Below are 22412 nucleotides of genomic sequence, written 5' to 3' on the forward strand. Positions count from 1 at the left end.
GAAACATGCTTGATCGGGACTTGAACACCAACCGCACATGAACGCGATTCGCGCCTGTGGCACCAACGGCCCCGATGACGTGCAGAATGCGGAATCCCAAGTCAGCGGATTTCACCATGACGGCCAGTGGCAACGAGGAAGAGGCAAACGGGGGCTCGACGACTTCAGTCGATGACACCGCGCAGAAACCAGCTGCGACAAACCCTGCGAATGCCCCGGCGCCTTCAGGCGCGTCCCTGAATCGTGCCATCCGGGAGTCGCAGCTGGATCTCAACGCGCGCATCCATCGCCTGCTCGGAATCCTGGTCGTCGGTGGCGGTCTCTACACCTGCTATTTCGCTGCCGAACTGATCCTGCCGATCCTTTTGGCCATTTTTCTTGCGCTGCTGCTGAGCCCGCTGATGAAGCGCCTTTCCAGCAGCTGGCTGCCGCGTTGGATTGCGGCCTTGCTGCTGATCCTTATCTCGGTCTCCTCTGTTGTCGGCATTGGCAACGTGCTGTACACGCCCGCTTCCGAGTGGGTCGCGAAGGCACCCAAGGTCATGCGCAATGTCACCCCTAAACTGAAGGCTCTGATGCGACCGATCGCGGAAGCCAACAAGGTCGGTGAGTCGCTCAGCGAAATGGCCGGGGAAGGAAAATCCGGCAACAAGACCGTGGTGGTACAGGCGCCGCCGAAGGCCAGCCTGCTGACGACAACCCCGCGCGTGCTGGCGAGCGTCTTGGCGGTGGTCCTGCTGACCTACTTCTTTCTTCTCTATGGCGACACCGTCTTGCGCCGCACCCTGATGATGCGTTCCACCTGGGAACAGAAACGCATCACGGTTGATATCGTGCGCTCGATCCAGAACGACCTGTCGCGATACTTTCTGACGGTGTGCAGCACCAGCATCCTGCTCGGGATCGCCACCAGCGCCCTGCTCTGGGCACTGGACGTCGAGAACCCGTTCCTCTGGGGTGCGATGGCCGCCTTGCTCAACCTGACGCCGTATGTCGGACCGCTGATCATGGGCGTGCTGCTGAGCATGGTCGGGCTGTCGCAATTTCCTACGCTGGGCATGGCATTTCTGCCCGCTGCCGGCTATCTGGCCCTGCACCTGCTCGAGAGCCAGATGGCCACACCGCTGGCCCTCGGCGAGACCATCAACCTCAATCCCCTGGCCATCATTCTGTGGCTGATGATCTGGGGCTGGATGTGGGGCATTCTCGGCCTGCTTCTGGCCGTGCCCATGCTGGTCTGCCTCAAGATCATCTGCAGCCGGGTCGAAGGCCTGCAGGGCTGGGCGATAATGCTTGAGAAATGATCACCAACCCGTTGTTTAATATGGATATGTATTGTGCATTGCTGGACTTCATGACGCGTTTCTTCGCTGACATGAATCTGAAACGAAACGGGAACATCATCGCAATCTGACTAACCTGCCGGTCCACGAAACCATGCGTCGACTCTTTCTGATGGGCTGCCTGCTGGCATTGCCCGCCTTTTCTGCCCTGGCCAAGCAGCCGTATGTCGAACTCGAAAAGCGATTCAGTGCGGAGCAGATGCGTGCGACCGGGCTCGACACGCTGTCCAGCGAACAACTTCAGCTGCTGAACAGCCTGCTCAGCGATGAAATCAGGGTGTCGGTAGAGGCCGAAGTCGAACAGGCCCGCATGGAATCGGCTGCGGCAGCGACTTCCGGAGATGCCGGAGCTTCGGGGAAATCGGCCAATTTCATCGGCTTGAACGAGGCGCCGATCAGCAGCCGTCTGAAGGGCACCATTTCCGGCTGGGAGCCCGGCACGGTCTTCGAACTCGAGAATGGCCAGCAATGGAAGGTGCTCAAGGGCAAGGTCACCCTGCGCGAACCGCTGCTGGAACCGGAGATCAAGGTGGTACCCGGCTTTGCCGGGCGCTGGTTCCTGCAAGTGGTCGAGGACATGCCCAAGGCGCGCGTCTACCGGATCGACTGAGGGCCGGCCTGCGGGAGCGCGATCAGCGGGGCGGCCCGAGACCGGGATCCACCGGTGAATTGTCCGGGTGCAGCCATCCGGATTCGCCATTCGCGTAGTGTTCGTTCTTCCAGATCGGAACGCGTTGCTTGATCTCGTCGATGATCCAGCGACTGGCCGCGTAGGCGGCATCGCGATGATCGGCACTGACACCGACCCAGACCGCCAGGTCGCCGATTTCGAGGCTGCCGGTTCGATGAATAGCGCGTGCCCCACGCAACTCGAAGCGAGACACAGCCTCGGTCATGATCGCCTCGCCTTCACTGCATGCAAGCGGCGCATAGGCCTGATAGTCCAGCCTTCGCACCTGGCGTCCGTCATTGTGGTCGCGCACCCATCCTTCGAAAATAACGCAGGCGCCTGCGGCGTCATCGTCCAGCGTGCGTTTCTGTGCGACGCCGTCGATCGCTGCGTCTGAAAGGACGAAGCGACTCATCCTCCGGACACCGGGGGCAGGAACGCGATCTCGTCACCTTCCTTCAGGCGATGATTCCAGTCGACGAAATGGCCGTTGACGGCCACGCGCAGGCGTTCGCGCGTCATCTGCAGTTCGTGGCTGGCACGGACTTCATCGTAAAGCGTCGCCGCATCCACCGCCGCGCTCTGGATGTCTTCCTCCGCGCAGCCGGCGCGATCGGCCAGGCTGGCAAAGTACAGCAGGCGGTACTTCATTTGCCCACCTGTGCCTGACGCACTTCGCGCTTGCCACCGGATTTCTCGAGTAGTCGCACGCTGGCGATGACAATCTCGTGGCTGAGCGCCTTGCACATGTCGTAGACCGTCAGCGCGGCCACGCTGGCACCGGTCAGCGCTTCCATCTCGACGCCAGTCTTGTGCGTAATCGCCACTTCACAACGGATGCGGAGCTCGACATCGGAGACAAACTCGGTTTCGAAGCGGCAACGCTCGATCGCCAGCGGATGGCAAAACGGAATCAGTTCGTGGGTGCGCTTTGCGGCCATGGTGCCGGCGATGATGGCGGTATCGAGCACCGGCCCCTTCTTCGTGCGCATGCCCTCGCCCTTCAGGCTGGCTGCAACCTCGGCAGGAAAGAGGACGCGCGCCTCGGCGACCGCAACACGCAGGCTGACGGACTTTCCACCGACATCGACCATGGCAGGTCGGCCGTGTTCGTCGATATGGGTCAGTTCGGCGGGCATGCTGTTTCCACTCCACGATTCATCGAGCTCGGAAGCGACATGAAGTCGATGAGGCTTTGCTTCCCCCGCGGGCGGGAAAAGGTCCCGAAGGGGGATGAGGGCGGTGCTCCCGGATCTCCAGCTCTCGCGCCGGATTGATACGGCTTGTCAGCCGAACAAGTGGTGTCGCGCGGTTTCATATTCGCTCCTCAACCACCAATTTCATACATTTCAACGCGCTCGCGCGAATTCGAACCCGCCGCGCCGCGAATTTCGCTGTAGCGGTCATCGCGCGCCGTCCAGATCGCCGTGATCAGTTGACTCAAATCGGCGTCACTGGCACCTGCGCGCAGCGGGCCGAGCAGATCATGCCCATGGTCGGCAAACAGACAGGTATACAGACGACCATCGGCAGACAGTCGCGCACGCGTGCAATCACCGCAGAAAGGCTCACTGACCGAGCTGATGAATCCGATTTCGCCGGAGCCGTCGACAAACGACCAGCGTTGGGCCACTTCGCCGCCGTAGTTCGCCGGCAACGGCCGGATCGGCCAACGCGCACCAATGCGCTCACGCAGTTCGGCACTTGGCACGACGCGATCCTGATTCCACTCGTTGCAGGTTCCGACATCCATGTATTCGATGAAACGCAGTACATGCCCGGTGCCTCGGAAATGCTCGACCATGTCGAGAACCTGGCCGTCGTTGATGTCGCGCATGACAACGCAATTGAGCTTGAGCGAGGCGAAACCGGCAGCCGTCGCAGCACCAATGGCCGCGAAGACTTCAGCGACTTCGCCGCGCCCGCCGGAAAGCTCCCGATAAGTGGTCTCGTGGAGACTGTCGACGCTGAGCGTGATTCGATCCAGACCAGCGTCTCGCAGGGCGTTGACTGACGCGGGCAGCAGGCTGCCATTGGTGGTCATGGCGATATCGTCGATGCCCTCGATGGCGGACAGCTGACGCACCAGCTCCGGAAGTTCGCGGCGCAGCAAGGGCTCGCCACCGGTCAGTCGCAGCTTGCGCACGCCAAGATTCGCGAACAGGCGAGCCAGCCGCTCGATCTCCTCGAAACGCAACCGGTTCGCCTTGCTCAGGAACTTGTGATCGCGAGGATAATCGTCCTCAGGCATGCAGTACGGGCAGCGGTAGTTGCAGCGGTCGATCACCGAGATGCGCAGATCGCTCAAGACGCGCGCACGCCGATCCCGCGGCAGGCCGTGATCGACGCGCAATGGAATCCGCGCGGCCATCAGACGTTATCCGCCTTCTTCAGCACCACCGACTCATGCGGCCAGGCAAGCTCCACCGCCTCGCCGCGATCTGCAACCCGGTACCCGCGCTCGCGCAGCTTGCCCGCTTCCTCGAGCGAGCCGTAGTGATAAAGCAGCAGGCGCTCGCGCAATTCCGCCGGATATTCGCGCTCGATATCCTCGATGCCGCTGTGCGAGGGATTGCCGTGCAGGACACAATCATGGGCGACGATTTCGCCGGAACCGGCGTGGCAGGAAAGGATTTCGGGGATCGGTCGCGTATCCCCGGTCCAGACCATGCTGGCGCGCAGGGAAAGGCCGAACGATGTCATGGGCGCATGGTGGCGAGTAGGGAAAATGTCGAACCACAGGCCTTCGTGCCAGAACCCGCGGCTGCACGCAATCAGCTGGAAGGCGTCCCAGAAATTCGCGCCGCCCTCGGCCAGCACTTCCGGGTAGTCGGCGACACGCGACTGCAGAATCGGAATCAGCGCGGCATGCGCATACAGGCGAACCCTTCCGCGCATCTCCGTATTGAAATAGGTCGAGAAGAACAGGCGTTCCAGACCGCCGACATGATCCATGTGGGCGTGGGTCAGGTAGATCGCTTTCGGCGCCTTTCCATAGCGGGCCGTGTAGACAGTCAGCGCGTCCGGACCGCAATCGATCATCAGCAGGGGTTGCCCGTCCCGCTCGATGACGGCATTGGCCGAACCGAGTTCGACCGCCTGGGCGTTGCCCACACCGAGGAAGCGCAGGGCCAGGCTCATGCGCGTTGCCCGCGCGCATAGTGGTCGGATAGGCCACGATGATAGGCGGCCAGCATCGGGTGCCAGAATTGCGTCTCGAACTGCGGAAACTGCTTTGCGGCCTGCAACTTGCGAAACGAGCGCAGCAGACGATCGAGGTTGGACTGGCGCCAGTTCATGGCCGGTTTGCGCATTCGGCATCGATCGAAATCGATCAGCCAGACCTTGCCGGCGAAATCGACAAGAAGGTTGTGCGCATTCAGGTCCGCATGCCAGAGACCGTACGCATGAAACGCGGCCAGGGTACGTCCCACGTGGACGGCCAGGGCAGCATCCAGGCGCTGTGCTGCAAGACGCGCCGCCAGCGTAAGGGCGCCGGGAATCTGACGGGTAATGAGGTCGGCCTGGTAGACCAGTCCCTTGCGCGTGTACCTCGCCATCAGCGGCGAAGGAACCGGCAGACCGGCCTCGTGCAATCTGGCAAGCAGGCGAAACTCCCGAAATGCCCGCGTCCGGTTGCGCCCGCTCCAGAGATAGCGCTCCTTGTTGAAGAACGAAACGAGTCCGCCACGCCGATAGTGGCGCAACACGCACGCGCCGAACGGCGTATCAAGGAAATGGACACGGCCGCGGCCGCCCGAATCGGCCGGTGCGGCCTCGGATTCCGAACCGCGCTCGAACCACTTTTCTTCAGCCACGGACATCTGCGCCGCGTCAAACAGAATGGCGCCCGTCTTCGTCGGTTGAACTTGAGCCTTGATCATGACGCCATGGAATTCCGGACATGCCAGCGAGTGCCGACTGAACCGAAGTCTAGCAAGCCGCATGAGGGAACGCGGGTACCGGAAGTTGGGCCAGGAGATTGAGCTGACAGCGTGATGATCCTGCTGCGCGAAGGACGCGGCCAGGAAACGCGCCGAACCCGTGTCTGCAGGAACAAGTTTGGCCCATCCTGACGGACCGCCCAGTCTTGCAGCCTCGCCTGTACCGATCTTGTCTGCGGAAAAGCGATGAATTCCTGCGACAATGCTCGATCGCCCCACTGCAACCGGCCAGCTGACCCGCATGCGTCCACGCATTGATGCCACGCCCCCGAATCCTCCCGAGTCCATTTGCATTCTGCGCACATCGGCGATCGGCGATGTCACCCATGTCGTGCCTCTGGTACATACCTTGCGTACTGTCTGGCCGGACACCCGGATAACCTGGCTGATCGGAAAGCTCGAGCACCGCGTCGTCGGCGACATCGAAGGCGTGGAGTTCATCATCTTCGACAAGGCAGCGCGACGCGAAGGGTTCCGCGCGGTGCGCAGGCAACTTGCCGGAAGGAAGTTCTCCGTGCTCCTGCACATGCAGGTCGCGTTGCGCTCGAACCTGCTCAGTTTGCTGGTCAAGTCACCGCTGCGCATTGGCTATGACCGCGCACGCTCGAAGGATCTCCACGGGTTGTTCATCAACTGCCGGATTGCCTCGCGCAAGGGTGAGCATGTGCTTGATGCGATGGCCAGCTTTCTCGAGCCGCTCGGCATCCGCCAGGAATCCGTTCGCTGGGACATTCCCATTCCGGACGAAGCAGAGGCGTTTGCCGAACACCACTTGCCGAAGGGCAAGCGAATCCTGCTGATCAGCCCGACATCCAGCCACCGCTTGCGCAACTGGCGCCCCGAACGATATGCCGCGGTAGCGGACTACGCGGTCAGTCAGCTCGACTGGCGGGTCGTGTTTTGTGGGGGGCCCAGCGCCTTCGAGCGCGAATTTGCCGACCAGATCCTTTCCCGCATGCAATCGCACAGCGTCGACCTGACCGGAAAGGACACGCTCAAGCAGCTATTGGCCCTGTTGCGACGCGCCGATCTCGTACTGGCTCCGGATTCGGGACCGATGCACATGGCCAATGCCGTGGGAACAGCGGTCCTGGGCCTGCACGCAGCCAGCAATCCGCACCGCTCCGGGCCCTATTCGGACCGTCAATGGTGCGTTGACCGCTACGACGCCGCAGCGCGCAAGTTCAGGCGCAAGCCGGCAGATCAGCTGCCCTGGGGCAGCAAGCTTGAATACCGTGACGTGATGGATCTTATCGAGGTTGAGGATGTCCTGGAAAGGCTAAAAGCTTATTCAAATCATATGGATAGGAAGGAAACTTGATGTCAGTTGTCTGAACGGGGCAGAAACGCTCTGCCGGATTTGATAGTCAACTCCAATTGCTGGCGTCACCCTTGCGCCATGAATACCTATCTCAGATCACTTTGGCGCTGCCGCGACGGGTTTGATGCCTGGCGTCTTTATCAAGGCATGCCTGCAGCACGTTCGCGGACCACGGCGCCCGAATCGGACGCGGCACCTGCCCGGGCCGAAAACGTGGAACTCGCTGCGGGATCCCGTGTGCTGGTCAGGGCTATCCGGCCTGGCGACCTTGACGCCATGCAGCGCGCGTTCAAGCGGTTGACTCCGGGCCAGGTTCGTTCGCGCTTTTTCCATACCCTGACCGAACTGCCTGCTGCCGTGGCCGCCGCCATGTGCGACATTGACCCAGAAAGCACGGTTTCCCTCGTCGCCACCGATCTCGACGGCGCGGAAATTCGCGGGGAAGCGCGGGTGCACATCGATACCGTAACGGAAAGCGCCGAATTCGCCCTGGCGATCGACCCTGCCTTCACCGGCAAGGGGCTGGGACGGGCGCTGTTGTCGCGATTGATCGAGGAATGCCGGGCTCGACAGCTGGACGAGATCTGGGGCGAAACCCAGTCCGACAACGCGGGCATGCTGGCCCTGGCCAGGAGACTGGGCTTCGATCTGCAGCCGGAGTCCGAAGATGCGGCCCTGGTCAGGATGACATTGCCTCTGCGGGCGCAGCAGGCTTCGCCCCAATTGTCCAACGCGGCATGAGACCCGACGGCGCACCCTCCGGTCGCCAGCCAAGGTAAACTGCGCGCCCCGCGCCGGTGGCATCGCGTTGCCGGCGCTGTTTGTCGCGCTCGGCTTGTTGTTGCGCTGCCCTGAAGCGACTGCATGGATGCAGGAAGCAGAAGTCGCTTCTGCGCCTGTTGCGCACGCGACACGTGTACATCCATGTGCTTCGCAATTCGGGAGCCGTTGCCGAGACGACCCGTCCATCAGCGCCAGCGCGCCGCGATCTGCACGCAGACAGGTGTCGTGACGATTGCGCCACTTGATCAACGTTGCCTTCAATGACCCAAACCACCCTGATCCACTCCACGCTGCCGACCGGTCCCAAGCAGCGGCGACAATGGAACAACCCGCACGGCTCCGCTCTCGCCCTGGCCCTCGCCGAAGCCGGTCATCGGCATCCGGGTCTGGTCGTGGTCCTGACTCGCGATACCCACGGCGCGCACGCGCTGGAGTCGGAAATTGGCATCTTTGCTGGTGCCGAGCTTGAAGTGCTTCAGTTTCCCGATTGGGAAACCCTGCCCTACGACCTGTTCGCGCCTCATCCGGATATCGTCTCCCAGCGCGTTGCAACCCTGCATCGACTGCCGAGCCTGAATCGCGGGGTGCTGGTCGTGCCGATCGCGACCCTGATGCAGCGCCTGGCGCCGCGCAGCTATATCAGCGGGTCCAGTCTGGTCCTCGACAGCCGGCAGCATTTCGACCTGGGCGCCGAGCAGCGTCGCCTCTCCGCAGCAGGCTACCGCAACGTGCCGCAAGTGCTCGAACCCGGCGATTTTGCCGTTCGCGGCGCGATCGTCGACATCTTCCCGATGGGCAGCTCGACGCCTTACCGCATCGAGCTGTTCGACGAGGAGATCGATTCCATCCGCACGTTCGACCCCGAGTCGCAGCGCTCGGAAGGCAAGGTTGACAGCGTCCACCTGTTGCCGGCCCGCGAATTCCCCCTGACCGAAGACACCGCGCGCAGTTTCCGCAATACCTTGCGCGAACGCTTCCCGATCGACCCGCGGCGCTGTCCGCTGTACCAGGACATCAAGGAAGGCACGGCGCCTGCCGGCATCGAGTACTACCTGCCGCTGTTCTTTGCCGATTCAGACTTCGGCTCCACCGAAACCCTGTTCGACTATCTCGCGCCGGGCGCCCTGTTCATCGTCGATGACGGCGCCTTGGAGGCGGCCGAACAGTTCTCCAGGCAAACAGCGGACCGCTACGAGCAGCGTGCGCACGATATCGAGCGCCCCATCCTGCCGGTTGCCGAACTCTATCTGTCCGTGCAGGAACTGCGCGAGCATCTGAACCAGCAGCTGCGCATCGATCTCGTGGCGCCGGGAAGCGACGAACGCGCTCTCGATCTCGGCACGCAGCCCGTGCCCATGCTGCCGATCAACCGCAAGGACGAGGCTCCGGCGGCCGAGTTGCAACGCTTCGTCAGCACCTATCCGGGCCGTGTCCTGATCGCAACCGAATCGGCCGGACGCCGCGAAGCCCTGATCGAACAGCTCAGCGCTGCGGGCATGTCGCTGGCTTCGGTGGCGTCGTGGCAGGAGTTTGCGGCTGCTGCATCCACTGACCGCTTCGCCATCACGGTTGCCGCGCTCGAGCAGGGCTTCGCCCTTTCCAGGCCGGCCATCAGCGTCCTCACCGAGCGCGAGCTGCTGGGTGAGCGCGCCCAGCAGAGTCGCCGTCGCAAGCGTGTCGCGCGCGATCCAGAAGCGGTCATCCGCGATCTGACCGAGCTCGCGATCGGTTCGCCGATCGTGCACGTGGATCACGGTGTCGGCCGCTACCAGGGCTTGCTCAAGCTCGATGTCGGCGGCGCGGACGGCGAATTCCTTGCCATCGAATACGCCAAGGGCGACAAGCTTTACGTGCCCGTCTCGCAGCTGCATCTGGTCAGTCGCTATTCGGGAACCTCACCCGAGCTGGCGCCCCTGCACTCGCTGGGCGGCGAAGCCTGGGAACGAGCCAAGCGGCGTGCCGCCGAGAAGGTCCGCGATGTGGCGGCCGAACTACTGGCCATCTACGCCCAGCGCGAAGCGCGTCCCGGTACCGCGCTGGCGATAGACCGACTCATGTACGACCAGTTCGCCTCGGCCTTTCCGTTCGAGGAGACGCCGGACCAGTTGCAGGCGATCGAAGCGGTGATCGGCGATCTGGCCAGGGCGCGGCCGATGGATCGCGTCGTGTGCGGCGATGTCGGCTTCGGCAAGACTGAAGTCGCGTTGCGCGCGGCATTCGTTGCTGCCGTTGCCGGGAGGCAGGTCGGTATCCTCGCGCCCACCACCCTGCTCGCCCAGCAGCACTTCCAGAATTTCCGCGATCGACTGGCCGACTGGCCGATACGTGTCGAAGTACTTTCGCGTTTCAAGTCGAAGAAGGAAACCGGCGAGGCGCTGGCGAAACTTGCCGATGGCCAGATCGACATCGTCATCGGCACGCACAAACTGCTGCAGCCCGATGTCCGCTTCAAGGATCTCGGCCTGCTCATCGTCGACGAAGAGCAGCGCTTCGGTGTGCGCCAGAAGGAAAAACTCAAGAAGCTGCGCGCAGAAGTCGATCTGCTGACCCTGACCGCGACTCCGATTCCGCGCACCCTCAACATGGCCATGGCCGGCTTGCGCGACCTGTCCATCATTGCGACGCCACCGGCGCACCGTCTCGCGGTCAAGACCTTCATCGGCGCCTGGGATCCCGCACTGATCCGCGAAGCCTTCCAGCGCGAACTGCAGCGCGGCGGCCAGGTCTATTTCCTGCACAACGAAGTCGACACGATCGAGAAGATGGCGCGCGAGCTGGAGGCGCTGGTCCCGGATGCGCGTATCCGCATTGCCCACGGCCAGATGCCCGAGCGCGAACTCGAGCAGGTCATGCTGGATTTCTACCGCCAGCGTTTCAATGTGATGGTATGCACCACCATCATCGAGTCCGGCATCGACGTACCCAGCGCAAATACCATCGTGGTCAATCGCGCCGACAAGTTCGGACTGGCCCAGCTGCATCAGCTGCGTGGACGTGTCGGCCGATCCCACCACCGCGCCTATGCGTTCCTGATCGTTCCGGACACGCGCTCGATCACGGCCGATGCCGAGAAGCGGCTCGAAGCGCTGGCGTCGCTGGAAGAACTCGGCGCCGGCTTCACCCTGGCCACGCACGATCTGGAAATCCGTGGTGCCGGCGAACTGCTGGGCGAGGAGCAATCCGGACAGATCGAGGAGATCGGATTCTCGATGTACCGCGACATGCTCGATCGCGCAGTACGCGCGCTCAAGTCCGGCAAGGTGCCCGATTTCGACCTGACCAGCGAACATGAGGCCGAAATCGAACTGAATCTCGCTGCCTTGATTCCCGACGACTATCTGCCGGACGTCAATGCACGGCTGACCCTGTACAAGCGCATTGCCAGTGCCGGCGACGACGAAGCGCTGCGGGATCTGCAAGTCGAGATGATCGACCGGTTCGGCCTGCTGCCCGATGCGATCAGGAATCTGTTCGCGGTAACCGAACTGAAACTGCTGGCTACGCCGCTGGGCATCCGCAAACTCGAGCTCGGCGCCAATGGCGGACGCGTGCTGTTTTCACCGAAACCCGAAATCGACCCGATGACCGTGATCCGCATGATCCAGACCCTGCCCAAGGTTTATGCGCTGGATGGCCAGGACAAGCTCAGGATCAAGCTCAAGCTGGAGGGCGCCAGCGAGCGCATTCGGGTCGCACGCGAAATACTTGCCGCGCTGGCGAAGCGCCAAGTGGAGTCCTGACCGACTCCTAGGGTGTCTGGCCATTGCGCAAATCTGCGCGCCAGAGCAGTTCGAGTGTGCCCCGCTGTCCGCCGGCTTTTGGCTGGTGTTGAAGGCTCTCAAGAAGTTCCCGCGCAAGCCCAGACATTGCCACGCAAGAAGAATGACCGGCGGAATGCGCCTATTCCGGCGTATCGCTCACCAGCGGTTCCAGCGCGCTGTCGAGCGCGATCCGCTCGTCGAAGACGAAACAGCGCCCCTCATAGCCCAGCCCGCCCACCTGCTCGAAGTAGCGAAGAATTCCGCCATCCAGCTGGTACACGTTGGCAATGCCTTCGGCCTGCATCCATAGCGCGGCCTTCTCGCAACGGATTCCGCCGGTGCAGAAGCTGACCACGGTTGCACCCTGCAACTGATCGCGACGTTCGGAGACGGCCGTCGGCAGTTCGGTGAACTTGTCGATGGGCAGGGTCAAGGCGCCGGCAAAGCTGCCGTAGGCCACCTCCTGCCGGTTTCGAGTATCGAGCAGGATCAGGGGATTGCCCTGATCATCCTCGCCGTTCGCGATCCAGCGTGCGAGCTGTTCGGGTTCGACTGCAGGTGCCCTGCCCGTCAATGGCTCCGCGTTGGGCTGGCGGAAGCTGATGATTTCCGATTTGACCTTGACCTTGAGTCGTGCGAACGGTTGCGAGGCACTGTGGCTGCGCTTGATCTCCATGCCGGAGAATCGTGCGTCGGCCAGCAGGCCGGCCAGAAACGACTCTATCCCCAAATCGGGGCCGGCCAGAAACAGGTTCAGGCCCTCGCGGGCGACCAGGATCGTGCCAAGCAGCGCGTTCTCCCCGGCCAGGTCGCGGAGCCCGGTCATGAGATGTTCCGGGTCGTCGATCTCGACAAACCGGTAAGCGGCGATATTCAGGATCATTCGCCAATTTTACGACATCGGGCAGTCGAGCGTTTGCAACTTCGCACTGGTCAGGCAGTCCAATCCGCGCTAAAAGGTCATGCCCCTGCCAAGGGGCAAGATCGAAGCCACCACAATGTGCCAGCGCACAAGCGAGGATGTCATGTCCAAGGGTATGGATTCAAAGAAGCAGACGAAAAAGAAGCCGGAGAAGACGCTCAAGGAAAAGCGTGCCGAGAAGGCCGAAAAGAAGAAGAGCAAATAGGTGATCTGACATTTCGGGTCGCTGCCGGCCGCGTTGCAGGCAGCGACTTCCAGCCCTTCATGCCGCGCCTTCCCGCCGCTACAGGAAAATTGATGGTTCGCCTCGTTCCCCCTCCCTGTTCTGCATTCGACTTTCGAGTGACCCTGCTGACCGTGGCAGGCCTCTGGCTGTCGACTTCGAATGCGCAGGCCGCCGATGTCCCTCTGGTGACCACCGCCGCCATTCCGCCCGTTGTCCTCGAGTACGACATTCTCAATACCTTTCCGCATGACCGTGGCGCATTCACCCAGGGTCTGGTCTATCGCGACGGATTTCTCTACGAGAGCACAGGTTTGAATGGACATTCGAGCCTGCGCAAGGTGAAGCCCGATTCGGGGGAAGTCGTGCAACGGGAGACAGTCGACGCCAAGTATTTCGCTGAAGGCCTGACCGACTGGAAAGACCAGCTGATTCAGATTACCTGGCAATCCGGGCTGGCTCTCACCTACGACCTGAAGACATTCAAGCCCACCGGCAGCTTCACGTACCGGGGCGAAGGCTGGGGCATCACTCAGGACGGCCACAAGCTGATCATGAGCGATGGCACGGCGACGCTGCGCTATCTCGACCCGGAGACCCACGAGCAAACAGGCACCCTGGAAGTCACCTATGAGGGCAAGCCTCTGGCCAACCTCAACGAGCTGGAATTCGTGCGTGGACGCATTCTTGCAAACGTCTGGCAAAGCAATAGTATCGTTGTCATCGACCCTGCCGATGGCCGCGTTACCGCCCAGATCAACTTGCCCGACCTGCTCACTGCCAGCGATCGATCACCTGCCGTGGATGTACTCAACGGGATCGCCTACAACCCGAAAGACGACAGCCTGTTCGTGACTGGCAAATGGTGGCCGAAGGTCTTCGAGATCAGGTTGAAGAAGTCGGACCTGTTCGAGAAGAAACATTAGACCCGCTTCGGTTCGTGACCAGTGGGGTCACTCACCCCTTTGGGTCCCGAATCGACGCCGCCCCATGGCATTGGGCATCCCTGCGAAGGCAGGACGCGCCCGTAGCAGCCAGACGGCTGTTCATCCGGTTCCTCTTGGAGCGTTGCCGTGAAAGCCCGGGATGCGGGTTGCAGCCTCTGCTGAAACGACGCGCCTGAAGTCAGCGCCATTCACGCCCAAACCCTTCCGGGATAGACGCACGCGCTGATGCTGCCTGGTTTCAGCCGACATCACCGGTTGCATGCCGCCGCCGAATTACCGGCGCGACGCACGCAATTGCCGTAGTATGTGCGTGTTGTTTGTCCTTTGAGCGCGTCTCGATCGGCCGATTCCCCGTCGCCGTTACGCCCCTTTCGCGCCGTCATTCCGATCCTTGCCTTGACGCCTCCACGGGAGTGCCCATGCCGGGCTACCGTACCCGCCAGCTGGTCGTCCGGCTTGGCGGCCACGATTTCAGGATTCGTGCGCTCAGCGACTTGCAACAGTTCGCCGATCCGCTCGGTATTGCCGATCGTCTGGGAATTTCCTCTGCGCAATGGAGCCTGTTCGGGCAGGTCTGGCCTTCCGGTCGAGTTCTGGCGGAGGCGATGTGCAGCTTTGAAGTCACTGGCAAGCGCATCCTTGAAATCGGCTGCGGCCTGGGTCTCTCGAGCCTGGTATTGCAACGACGCAAGGCCGACATTACGGCCAGCGACCAGCATCCGCTGGCCCAGTCGTTCCTGGCGCGTAATGCGCGACTGAACCAGCTACCCGAACTGGCTTACTGCGATCTGAACTGGGCTGTTCCCGATCACACCCTCGGCCGCTTCGATCTGATGATCGGCAGCGACATCCTCTACGAACGACGCCACATCGAACAACTGGCCGACGTGCTCAAGCGACATGCCCAGGCTTGTGCGGAGATCGTGTTTACCGACCCCGGTCGAGGCAACAGTGCTCCGTTCACCCGAGCATTGTCTCGAACAGGGCTACAGCGTCACCGAAGTGCGCAGTCGTTTCAACGAAAGCGACCTGCCACCGTTTCGTGGCCGTCTGCTCAGCTATCGACGCTGAGCCAAACCCGGATTCCCGCATGGCCCTGAACATTCATCCCGACGACTCCAAGCTTGACCCGACAGTGTCCTGCTCGAACTGCGAGGCAGTCTGCTGCAGGCTTACCGTGGTGCTCGATGCATCCGACCAGATTTCCGATGAACTGGTGGTGCATGGCGCCAACGGGGTCGACGTCATGGCGCATGCCGCGGACGGCTGGTGCATCGCGCTCGATCGCACAACCATGGGTTGCAGCATCTACGCACAAAGACCCAGGGTCTGCCGCAGGTTCGCCATGGGCGGCGGTTACTGCCGCCTGGAGCGACAGAAATTCAGCGACGCACGCATTCCGCTACGCGTTGCCTGAGTTGCCTCCACGCCGGGATTCCTCCCAGGCTGCCAATTCCTCGCGATAACGCTGCATGGCGTCGTCATAGAGGTCGAACACACAGCGCACGCAGCCCGAACCACAGCAGTCCAGCGGATCCGGCTCGACCGGCCTCTGCGGCTCGGGAAGATCGTGCGTGGTCACGGCAGCTGCTGTCGGGTCCACTGAACGATCTGGGTGCTGCTCATGCCACCACTCTGGCGCGCCAGTTCACGGCCTTGGCGAAAAAGAATCAGGGTCGGAATACTGCGGATCCCGAAACGCGCACCCAGTTGCTGCTGCGCCTCGGTATCGACCTTGGCCAGGCGCAGGCGCGGTTCAAGCTGGCCGGCAGCCGCCGAAAAGTGCGGTGCCATGGACAGGCAGGGACCGCACCACGGTGCCCAGAATCGATCAGGACGGGAAGATCCCCGCGCAGGGCCTTGGCGTCGAAATCTGCAGAACCGAGCTCGTTCGGCTGGCCGCTAAACAGGGCCCTCTGGCAGCGGCCACAGACCGGCTTGTCGGCCAGCCTGTTTTCGGGAACCCGATTCATCGCAGCACAATGGAAACAGGGAATCATCAATGTCTTGTCAACCATGAACGCCTCGTCGCGATCGGTGTCTGGAGATCAAGATGGAGCCTGTTGTGTACAGCTCAAGGGAACCTTGGCTCATGCTGAATCGGCGACAAATGGAAACACCACGCCGGGTCGGTCGGCTGTCCACGGCTGTACCTTGTACATGCTTTCGACAAACACCGGTGCTGCGAGCAGGCTTTTCAACCAGTCCCTCAGATCCGGCCAGGGCTGTGCGCTGAACCAGTCGGGCTCGACCATCGAGAATTGCCTGACAAATGGCATGATCGCATGGTCACTGAGGCCGCCGTGTTCGCCGCCAAGCCATCGTTGCTCTTCGAGGATGGCTTGCAGACTGCGCAAATAGCGCGCGCCCTGCTCCCGACTTTCCTGCGCGATCGAATCCGGATATCGATTTGGATACTTGTAGCGATCCAGAGCCGACTTGAACTCTCCGTCGCACGCCGCGATCAGCGCCAGGGCATCGGACAGCGATTCCGTGCTCAGTGGCAACCAGAACGCCGGATCTCGACGCCGCAGTGCCCAAAGCATGATGTCGAGGCTCTGTTCGATGACGTGACCCGTTTCATCGATCAGCACCGGGACCGTGCCTTTCGGAGATACCGCCAGCATCTCGACAGGTTTGTTGCTCAGCACGACCTCGCGCAACTCGCAGGTCTGGGCGCTGATCCACAACGCCATGCGCGCGCGAATCGCATAAGGGCATCGCCTGAACGAATAGAGAACAGGCAGGGCCATCAGTCGCTGTCGAAAATCTTGCCCGGGTTCATGATGCCGCTCGGGTCGAGCACCCTCTTGATCTGACGCATCATTGCGATTTCGGCATCGCTGCGGGTGCCGGCCAGGTACTTCTTCTTGACCAGGCCAATGCCATGCTCCGCTGAAATGCTGCCGCCGAAGCGGGCCAGTGTTTCCGAAAGCAAGCTTGTTACGCGTTCGCAATCGGCGATGAATGCTTCTTCGCTGGTGCTTGCGCTCCTGATCACGTTGATGTGCAGGTTGCCGTCGCCTATATGGCCAAACCAGACGACTTCACATTCGGGGTATTCGCGATCGAAGATCTCGCGCATTGCCTGCATGAATGCGGGTATCGCGCTGGTGCGCACCGAGATGTCATTCTTGTACGGTTTCAGCGGTGCCAGGCTCTCGGTGATGCCTTCGCGCAGACGCCAGAGAGATGCCGCCTGCGACGAGCTCTGACTGATCACGCCATCGTTGACCCAACCATTTTCGAAACACTCCTCGAAGACTTCACCGGCCAGGGCCTGCTGTGTCTCGTCTGCCGCATCGAATTCCGCCACCAGGTAGTACGGCGAAACCTGCTCGAAGGGATCCTGTGCCCCGTGGGCGACAACGTGGGCCAGCGCGCGATCGGTAAAGAATTCGAATGCGCTGAGCCCGAGTTTGCGGCGGCAACTCGAAAACACCTGCATCAGCGCCTGCATGGCAGGTACCGCGAGCAGCATCACGTTTGAAGCCGGGGCCGGATCGGTCAGGCGGACACTGGCCTCGACAATCAGTCCGAGGGTGCCTTCTGCACCGATCATGAGATGGCGAAGATCGTAGCCGCTGGAGTTCTTGACCAGGCCGCGATTGAGGTCGAGCAGTTCCCCGCTGCCGCTAACCACCTTGAGCCCGGCAATCCATTCGCGCGTATTGCCATAGCGGATGACCCGGATGCCACCGGCATTGGTCGCGATGTTGCCGCCAATCGAGCAGGAACCACGCGCGGCGAAATCGACCGGCAGATTGCGTCGCCCATGCAGCAGCGCGTTGCAGGGCCTCGAGCGCGAGACCGGGTTGCACGGCAAGAATGCGGTCGACCGGATCGAATGCGAGCACGCGATTCATGCGCTCGAAACTGACCACCAACTCACCAGCCACGCCACGGCGCCGCCCGACAGCCCGGTACGACCACCGGAAGGGACCAGCGATATCGCTTCCTGCAATGCCCAGCGCACGATCGCCTGCACTTCCCCGATACTTGCGGGCAATGCAATGGCGAGTGGCGCAGGTGCCCAGCGTCGGGTCCAGTCCCGGCCATAGAACTCGAGATCGGCCGGACTCTTCTTCAGCATCAGCCCCGACAGATCTCGGCTCAGTCGCGACAGGGGTGAATCGGTCATGCGCGGGGTTTCCGTATCGCGGGAGGGTAAAGCCATCAGCGTGCCAGTGATGCGGCATCGCGTCTACTGCTGCACTGCCGCAAAAGCACCGGGATCTGGCATAGTCGGCATCGACCGGGCGATTGCCTTCTGGTATCCGCTGAAACCAACTCTGCCCATGCGACCCATCATGAAGAAGACCTCCTACCCGAAGCAGGATATCCGCGTGCTGTTGCTCGAAGGCGTCAGCGCGAGTGCCGTGGACACCTTCAAGGCCGCCGGATATACGCAGATCGAATTGCATGACAAGTCGCTGCCCGAGGATGAACTGGGACGATGCATTGCCGATGCGCATCTGGTCGGCATTCGTTCACGCACCCAGTTGAGCTCCGATGTGCTGGCCCAGGCCAAGCGCCTGATCGCCGTGGGCTGCTTCTGCATCGGCACCAATCAGGTCGATCTCGACGCTGCGCAGGCCCTGGGCGTACCGGTTTTCAACGCGCCCTATTCGAACACGCGCAGCGTGGCCGAACTGGTGCTTGCCGAGGCCATCCTGCTCCTGCGGCGGATTCCACAGAAGAATGCCGAATGCCACCGTGGCGGCTGGTCGAAATCGGCCAGTGGCAGTTTCGAAGTCCGCGACAAGGTGCTCGGCATCGTCGGCTACGGGCATATCGGCACCCAGGTCGGGCTGCTCGCCGAAGGCCTGGGCATGCGCGTGATCTTCCACGACATCGAACCCAAGCTGACGCTCGGCAACGCGCGCGCCGCAGCCGGCCTGAAGGACCTGTTGCAACGCTCGGATATCGTCACCCTGCACGTTCCGCAGACACCGCAGACGGAAATGATGTTCGGCAAGGCGGAGTTCGCGATGATGCGCAAGGGCAGCGCCCTGATCAATGCATCCCGCGGCACCGTGGTCGATATCGACGCCCTCGCCGAAAGCCTGCGTAGCGAGCATCTTTCCGGTGCCGCCGTGGATGTGTTTCCGGTCGAACCCAAGGCCAATGGAGAAAAGTTCGTTTCACCGCTGGTCGGCATGGACAACGTGATCCTGACCCCGCATATCGGCGGCAGCACGCTCGAAGCCCAGGACAATATCGGTATCGAAGTCGCGGCCAAGCTGGTGCGCTACAGCGACAATGGCTCGACGCTGTCGGCGGTCAATTTTCCGGAAGCCACCCTGCCCGAGCACCCGGACAGCCATCGTCTGCTGCATATCCATCGCAACATGCCCGGCATGCTCTCGCGAATCAACGAGATCTTCTCGCGCGAGAACGTCAACATCGACGGACAGTACCTGCAGACCAATGCCAATATTGGCTATGTCGTGGTCGATGTATCGACCAGCGAAACCCAGGCCGCCGCTTTGAAGGAAGCGTTGGCCTCGATCGAAGGCACGTTGCGCACGCGCGTCCTTTATTGATCGTCGCGTCCCGCCGCGATCGGCAGGCGCCAGCCGTAGCGGATGGCCATGAAGCGAAGGCCGAAACACAGGCTGGTGGAGACGACCAGCACCGGCAGCTCGGGCAGGGAAAACTGCTTGCCGATCACGATGACTGATGCGCCGGCCAGGGCGGCCACCGCGTAAAGCTCCGAACGCAGTACAACCGGAGTCTGCGCAACGAGAATATCGCGCACGATGCCGCCGCCGATTCCACTGAGCATGCCAAGCAGGGTCGCCGAGACAGGGCCCAGCCCGAATGCCAGTGCCTTGCTGGCCCCGGTCACGGCAAACAGGGCCAGGCCGACCGCATCGAACAGTTGGACCGGATTGCGTAGCCTTTCGATATCCTCGCAGCGAAAGAAGGTCAGCAGACCGGCAAGGCAAGTAATACCCACGTAGTGCCAACCAACCAGGGCTGACGGTGGCGTCGCACCGATCAGCACGTCGCGAATGATGCCGCCGGACACGGCTGCTGCGAAGGAGAGCACCAGTACGCCGAACAGGTCGAGTCGGTGGCGCACGCCAACGGTGGCGCCACTGATTGCGAATACGAAGGTACCGGCATAGTCCAGTACAGTCAGGAACAGGTTCACGAACGCAGGCTCCGGCGTGGGAAACCGGCATGGTACGCGAACCGTTCCATGCGACGTGCCCCGCTACCAGGTGTAGCGCACGGTGTAGCTCAGCTTGGCCTCCGAATCTGCTGCGATCCGCAGAGGGAAGTCGATCGTCTGCGCATCCTGCTTGACGAAATCATGGTTCTTCGCCGTGATGCGCCACGTGCTCCAGCGATACAGGTATTCGCGCACGACCACGTCCACGGCCGACTTCTTGCGGTTGCGCACACTGATCTCGAAACTTTCGTCAATGATCTGGCCGGCGCTGTCCAGCGTGAAGCCGGTCTGGCGCCGTTCGCCGACGACATCGAACGAATTGCCGAGCTTGATGCGCACGGTCTCGTTACGAGGCGTGTGCTTGATCACGTCCTCGCCGATGAATTCGAGAGTACCGTCCACCGAAGCCTGATTGACGCGCATGCGACCGGCAGGCAGTGGAACGCCAAGCTGGTTGGCTTCGCTGTTCTTGAATTCCAGGTATGCGCCGACGTTCCCTTCGGTGGTTGCTCCATAACCCTGATCGGAGATCGGTTGTGACCAGTGGTTCCAGGGCTGCGGGGATGCGGTAAACACCAGTTGCTTGTTGCAAGCCAGGTTGACCGCCGTTGGAAACAGCTCCAGTTGCTTGGTCGAATTGTCCGGGAGATCGCTGCGGCGCCCCAGCGTGTACAGGTGGTACTCGAACAGGGAAGACTCGGTGAAGCCCTGCTCCGCCGCCTCGGCCATGACACCACCCCGCTTCATCATGACCGTCTGCGGTTGCGCCGCTGCAGGTGCTCGATTGACCTCTCCGGCGATCAGCTTCAGTTGTGCCGACGGGTAGCTCGCACCGGACTGATTGACAATCGTCACCCAGGAGGAAAGATCCATCTGGCAGTCATTGTCCGACTCGCGCAAGCTGATGTTGTAGTCACTCCACCAGGTCATGCCCTGAGTCTGGTAGGAGACCCGTGTCGAATGGGTGCCGCCACGTCTCGCATCCACCAGCCAGACCAGGGTCGGCTTCGTGATCAGGCCACCGGGCAGGCTCGGAAACAGTACGTTGCCAAAGTTCGAGATGCTCAGCACCTCGCCGCTTCCACGCTGAAGGACCAGACTTCCACCCGCCGCGGAAAGCAGCGTTCCACTGATCGTTTCTAGCGCACTGCCATTGAACTGCTCGATCGTGATCTGCTCGCCCACGTAGCGCTCGAGCAGCTTGTCGCGATTGACCAGGTCATACTGGTAGTTCTGCTCGACAACGCGCGTTCCGGCCGGATCGGTGAGCGATTCGAACGATACCGTAGTCGGATCGATGCGCTTCGCCACGTCGGTAAAGCGCAGCATGCCGCTACCTGCTTGCAGGGTCATCTTGCGACCGTCGCGCACCAGTGCGTAGCCGGGCAATGCCGCGCCATAGTTTCCCAGCCGTTCGGTACTGATCTGGCCTGGCTGGGCCGAGCTGTAGATGGTCAGCGAGTAGTCAGGGGCGTCAGCGACAGCAGCCTGAAACGGCAGTATCGTGACAATGGCGGCAGCGAGAAGTCCTGTACGCATGATTTTTCCTGGTTGGAGAATTCCGAAATATGCAACGCAGAAGCCGGCCTTGCGGGGTTTCGCCGTTTCAGGGCTCAATCCGCGTCCTGCCTGGCTTCGACGAATGTCGAGAATTGCTGCAAGGTCTTGCGAGATATGTCGGGCACCCGGCAGCCGTCGGCCGGATGACCGACAACCAGCAGCAGATAGGGAACTTCGTTTTTCGGACGATCAAGTATCTCGTTGAGAAAGGCCATCGGACTCGGCGTATGCGTAAGACTGGCCAGGCCGGACTTGTGCAACGCTGCAATGAGCATGCCCGTGGCAATTCCTGTCGACTCATGCGGGTAATAGCGCTTGGCCTTGCGCCCGTCGACCATGGGGCCGGTGCGTTCGTAGAAGATCGCGATCAGCCATGGCGCGATTTCCAGAAACGGCTTGTGCTCGTCGGTTCCGAGCGCAGCGAGCGCCTGCAGCCACTCCTCGGGCGCTCGTCTTTCATAGAACTCCCGTTCCTCCGCCTCGGCGGCGATCCGGATCCGCCGCTTGATGGCGGGATCGGAAATGGCCACGAAATGCCAGGGCTGCTGGTTGGCGCCACTCGGCGCGGTACCGGCAGCGCGCAGGCACTCCTCGATGATCTCGCGCGGGACCGGCCGCGGAGAATAGTCGCGCACGGTTCGCCGCGTGGACAATTCGGCATGCAGCTGGCGTGCACGATTCAGAATCCTTTCATCGTCGGCGTCCACCCGATCCTGCAGGGGTACGGTTCTGGTCGATTCCATGTCGAGAGCATAGC

General features: G+C 61.8%; 22 protein-coding genes and 2 pseudogenes. 10 read left to right on the forward strand and 14 right to left on the reverse strand.

Annotation, left to right across the window (positions count from 1 at the left end; translation table 11 throughout):
• Positions 1 to 116: 116 nt before the first annotated feature.
• Positions 117 to 1304, forward strand: coding sequence for an AI-2E family transporter (locus tag R3F00_RS10635; protein WP_371281763.1), 1188 nt, complete (start codon positions 117 to 119; stop codon positions 1302 to 1304).
• A 133-nt stretch (positions 1305 to 1437) separates the two neighbouring features.
• Positions 1438 to 1953, forward strand: a complete 516-nt coding sequence (locus R3F00_RS10640; RefSeq protein ID WP_371281764.1) for a hypothetical protein — start codon at positions 1438 to 1440, stop codon at positions 1951 to 1953.
• Positions 1954 to 1975: 22 nt separating this feature from the next.
• Here R3F00_RS10640 and R3F00_RS10645 read toward each other — a convergent pair whose 3' ends face one another.
• The 6 genes from R3F00_RS10645 to R3F00_RS10670 form a co-directional block, all read right to left on the reverse strand.
• Positions 1976 to 2428 carry a molybdenum cofactor biosynthesis protein MoaE gene (locus tag R3F00_RS10645; RefSeq protein ID WP_371281765.1) on the reverse strand — a complete coding sequence of 151 codons (453 nt, stop codon included), beginning with the start codon at positions 2426 to 2428 and terminating at the stop codon, positions 1976 to 1978.
• Complete coding sequence (gene moaD / locus R3F00_RS10650; protein WP_371281766.1) at positions 2425 to 2664, reverse strand: molybdopterin converting factor subunit 1; 240 nt, start codon at positions 2662 to 2664, stop codon at positions 2425 to 2427. Before moaD ends, R3F00_RS10645 begins: the two co-directional genes overlap by 4 nt.
• Positions 2661 to 3152 (reverse strand): cyclic pyranopterin monophosphate synthase MoaC, encoded by a 492-nt coding sequence (gene moaC / locus R3F00_RS10655; protein WP_371281767.1) that lies wholly within the window; start codon positions 3150 to 3152, stop codon positions 2661 to 2663. The genes moaD and moaC overlap by 4 nt, the downstream gene beginning before the upstream one ends.
• A 188-nt stretch (positions 3153 to 3340) precedes the next feature.
• Positions 3341 to 4384 (reverse strand): GTP 3',8-cyclase MoaA, encoded by a 1044-nt coding sequence (gene moaA, locus R3F00_RS10660; RefSeq protein WP_371281768.1) that lies wholly within the window; start codon positions 4382 to 4384, stop codon positions 3341 to 3343.
• Positions 4384 to 5154 carry an MBL fold metallo-hydrolase gene (locus R3F00_RS10665; RefSeq protein ID WP_371281769.1) on the reverse strand — a complete coding sequence of 257 codons (771 nt, stop codon included), beginning with the start codon at positions 5152 to 5154 and terminating at the stop codon, positions 4384 to 4386. Before R3F00_RS10665 ends, moaA begins: the two co-directional genes overlap by 1 nt.
• Positions 5151 to 5897 (reverse strand): 3-deoxy-D-manno-octulosonic acid kinase, encoded by a 747-nt coding sequence (locus R3F00_RS10670; protein ID WP_371281770.1) that lies wholly within the window; start codon positions 5895 to 5897, stop codon positions 5151 to 5153. Before R3F00_RS10670 ends, R3F00_RS10665 begins: the two co-directional genes overlap by 4 nt.
• A gap of 301 nt (positions 5898 to 6198) precedes the next feature.
• Between R3F00_RS10670 and R3F00_RS10675 the strand changes: the two genes are divergently transcribed.
• From R3F00_RS10675 to mfd, 3 genes are all read left to right on the forward strand, one after another.
• On the forward strand, positions 6199 to 7278 hold the full coding sequence (locus tag R3F00_RS10675) for a glycosyltransferase family 9 protein (protein ID WP_371281835.1): 1080 nt from the start codon (positions 6199 to 6201) through the stop codon (positions 7276 to 7278).
• Positions 7279 to 7356: 78 nt separating this feature from the next.
• Positions 7357 to 8019 carry an N-acetyltransferase family protein gene (locus R3F00_RS10680; protein ID WP_371281771.1) on the forward strand — a complete coding sequence of 221 codons (663 nt, stop codon included), beginning with the start codon at positions 7357 to 7359 and terminating at the stop codon, positions 8017 to 8019.
• A 302-nt stretch (positions 8020 to 8321) separates the two neighbouring features.
• Positions 8322 to 11801 carry a transcription-repair coupling factor gene (gene mfd, locus R3F00_RS10685; protein ID WP_371281772.1) on the forward strand — a complete coding sequence of 1160 codons (3480 nt, stop codon included), beginning with the start codon at positions 8322 to 8324 and terminating at the stop codon, positions 11799 to 11801.
• 160 nt (positions 11802 to 11961) lie between these two features.
• On the opposite strand, the gene R3F00_RS10690 is transcribed toward mfd, so the two are convergent.
• Entirely contained in the window at positions 11962 to 12705 is a 744-nt protein-coding gene (locus R3F00_RS10690; RefSeq protein ID WP_371281773.1) for a sulfurtransferase, read from the reverse strand.
• A 79-nt stretch (positions 12706 to 12784) separates the two neighbouring features.
• Here R3F00_RS10690 and R3F00_RS10695 point away from each other — a divergent pair, with 79 nt between their 5' ends.
• The 4 genes from R3F00_RS10695 to R3F00_RS10710 all read left to right on the forward strand — a co-directional run bounded on the left by R3F00_RS10695 (position 12785) and on the right by R3F00_RS10710 (position 15331).
• Positions 12785 to 12949, forward strand: a complete 165-nt coding sequence (locus tag R3F00_RS10695) for a hypothetical protein (protein ID WP_371281774.1) — start codon at positions 12785 to 12787, stop codon at positions 12947 to 12949.
• A 92-nt stretch (positions 12950 to 13041) separates the two neighbouring features.
• Complete coding sequence (locus tag R3F00_RS10700) at positions 13042 to 13893, forward strand: glutaminyl-peptide cyclotransferase (protein WP_371281775.1); 852 nt, start codon at positions 13042 to 13044, stop codon at positions 13891 to 13893.
• 440 nt (positions 13894 to 14333) lie between these two features.
• Positions 14334 to 15014: a methyltransferase gene (locus R3F00_RS10705; protein WP_371281776.1), complete on the forward strand. Its 681-nt coding sequence runs from the start codon at positions 14334 to 14336 to the stop codon at positions 15012 to 15014.
• Positions 15005 to 15331, forward strand: a complete 327-nt coding sequence (locus tag R3F00_RS10710; protein ID WP_371281777.1) for a YkgJ family cysteine cluster protein — start codon at positions 15005 to 15007, stop codon at positions 15329 to 15331. Before R3F00_RS10705 ends, R3F00_RS10710 begins: the two co-directional genes overlap by 10 nt.
• Here the strand turns inward: R3F00_RS10710 and R3F00_RS10715 are convergent.
• The 4 genes and pseudogenes from R3F00_RS10715 to R3F00_RS10730 form a co-directional block, all read right to left on the reverse strand.
• Positions 15317 to 15496 carry an oxidoreductase-like domain-containing protein gene (locus R3F00_RS10715; RefSeq protein WP_371281778.1) on the reverse strand — a complete coding sequence of 60 codons (180 nt, stop codon included), beginning with the start codon at positions 15494 to 15496 and terminating at the stop codon, positions 15317 to 15319. The genes R3F00_RS10710 and R3F00_RS10715 overlap by 15 nt on opposite strands.
• Positions 15493 to 15932, reverse strand: a pseudogene (trxC, locus tag R3F00_RS10720) (thioredoxin TrxC). Before trxC ends, R3F00_RS10715 begins: the two are co-directional and overlap by 4 nt.
• A 72-nt stretch (positions 15933 to 16004) precedes the next feature.
• Positions 16005 to 16667, reverse strand: a complete 663-nt coding sequence (locus R3F00_RS10725) for a glutathione S-transferase (protein WP_371281779.1) — start codon at positions 16665 to 16667, stop codon at positions 16005 to 16007.
• Positions 16667 to 18055, reverse strand: a pseudogene (locus R3F00_RS10730) (FAD-binding oxidoreductase). Before R3F00_RS10730 ends, R3F00_RS10725 begins: the two are co-directional and overlap by 1 nt.
• A 169-nt stretch (positions 18056 to 18224) precedes the next feature.
• On the opposite strand from R3F00_RS10730, the gene serA reads away from it, so the two are divergent.
• On the forward strand, positions 18225 to 19460 hold the full coding sequence (serA, locus tag R3F00_RS10735; protein ID WP_371281836.1) for a phosphoglycerate dehydrogenase: 1236 nt from the start codon (positions 18225 to 18227) through the stop codon (positions 19458 to 19460).
• On the opposite strand, the gene R3F00_RS10740 is transcribed toward serA, so the two are convergent.
• The 3 genes from R3F00_RS10740 to R3F00_RS10750 form a co-directional block, all read right to left on the reverse strand.
• Positions 19454 to 20074: a trimeric intracellular cation channel family protein gene (locus R3F00_RS10740; RefSeq protein WP_371281780.1), complete on the reverse strand. Its 621-nt coding sequence runs from the start codon at positions 20072 to 20074 to the stop codon at positions 19454 to 19456. The genes serA and R3F00_RS10740 overlap by 7 nt on opposite strands.
• 63 nt (positions 20075 to 20137) lie before the next feature.
• Complete coding sequence (locus tag R3F00_RS10745; protein WP_371281781.1) at positions 20138 to 21634, reverse strand: DUF4139 domain-containing protein; 1497 nt, start codon at positions 21632 to 21634, stop codon at positions 20138 to 20140.
• 74 nt (positions 21635 to 21708) lie between these two features.
• Positions 21709 to 22398: a nitroreductase family protein gene (locus tag R3F00_RS10750; protein WP_371281782.1), complete on the reverse strand. Its 690-nt coding sequence runs from the start codon at positions 22396 to 22398 to the stop codon at positions 21709 to 21711.
• Positions 22399 to 22412 lie beyond the last annotated feature (14 nt).

The organism is Dokdonella sp. (assembly GCF_041395345.1).
Lineage (GTDB): Bacteria > Pseudomonadota > Gammaproteobacteria > Xanthomonadales > Rhodanobacteraceae > Dokdonella.